The following is a 612-nucleotide window of genomic DNA, read 5'->3' as shown; positions in this document are numbered from 1 at the left end:
GAAGACACGCTGGTGATTTGGGGAGGAGAATTCGGCCGGACTTCCTACAGCCAGGGAGAGATCAAAAAGGACAGCTTCGGGCGCGACCACCATCCCCGCTGCTTCTCCCTCTGGATGGCCGGCGGCGGGATCAAGCCCGGCATCACGTACGGGGCCACCGACGACTTCGGCTACAACATCACCGACAAGCCCGTTCATGTGCACGATTTCCACGCCACCATCATGCACCTGCTCGGCGTGGATCACCTCAAGCTCACGTATCGTTTCGAAGGGCGCGACTATCGACTCACCGACATCGCTGGAGAACTCGTTCCCGGAATTCTGGCGTGAGCAGCGTTGACGGTCCCGCTCCCAGGCACTCCGAAGCCTCGCCCTCCAACCCAAGGCTCAAGCTGCTCTTCGTGTGCAGTCGAAACCGAAAGCGAAGCCTTACGGCGGAAGAGATCTATCGCGGTTCAGCGCGCTACGATGTTCGATCGGCCGGAACGCAACCCGAGGCGCGTGTCCGACTTACCGCCGGTCTCATCGGCTGGGCCGATGTCATCTTCTTCATGGAGAAATCCCATTTGAACCGGGCCGCAGAACGGTTCAGTGAGGAGCTAAATCAGAAGT

At 59.8% G+C, this 612-nt stretch carries 2 protein-coding genes; both read left to right on the top strand.

What is annotated here, in order from left to right:
- Window positions 1–330: DUF1501 domain-containing protein (locus JNK74_29405; GenBank protein ID MBL7650291.1), on the top strand; the 330-nt coding region annotated here is incomplete at its 5' end.
- A partial coding sequence (locus JNK74_29400) for a hypothetical protein (protein MBL7650290.1) occupies window positions 327–612 on the top strand: 286 nt, incomplete at its 3' end. The genes JNK74_29405 and JNK74_29400, both read left to right, overlap by 4 nt.

Source organism: Candidatus Hydrogenedentota bacterium, from assembly GCA_016791475.1.
In the GTDB taxonomy this organism is placed as follows: Bacteria; Hydrogenedentota; Hydrogenedentia; order Hydrogenedentales; family JAEUWI01; genus JAEUWI01.
This window is presented reverse-complemented; position numbering and strand designations above follow the sequence as displayed.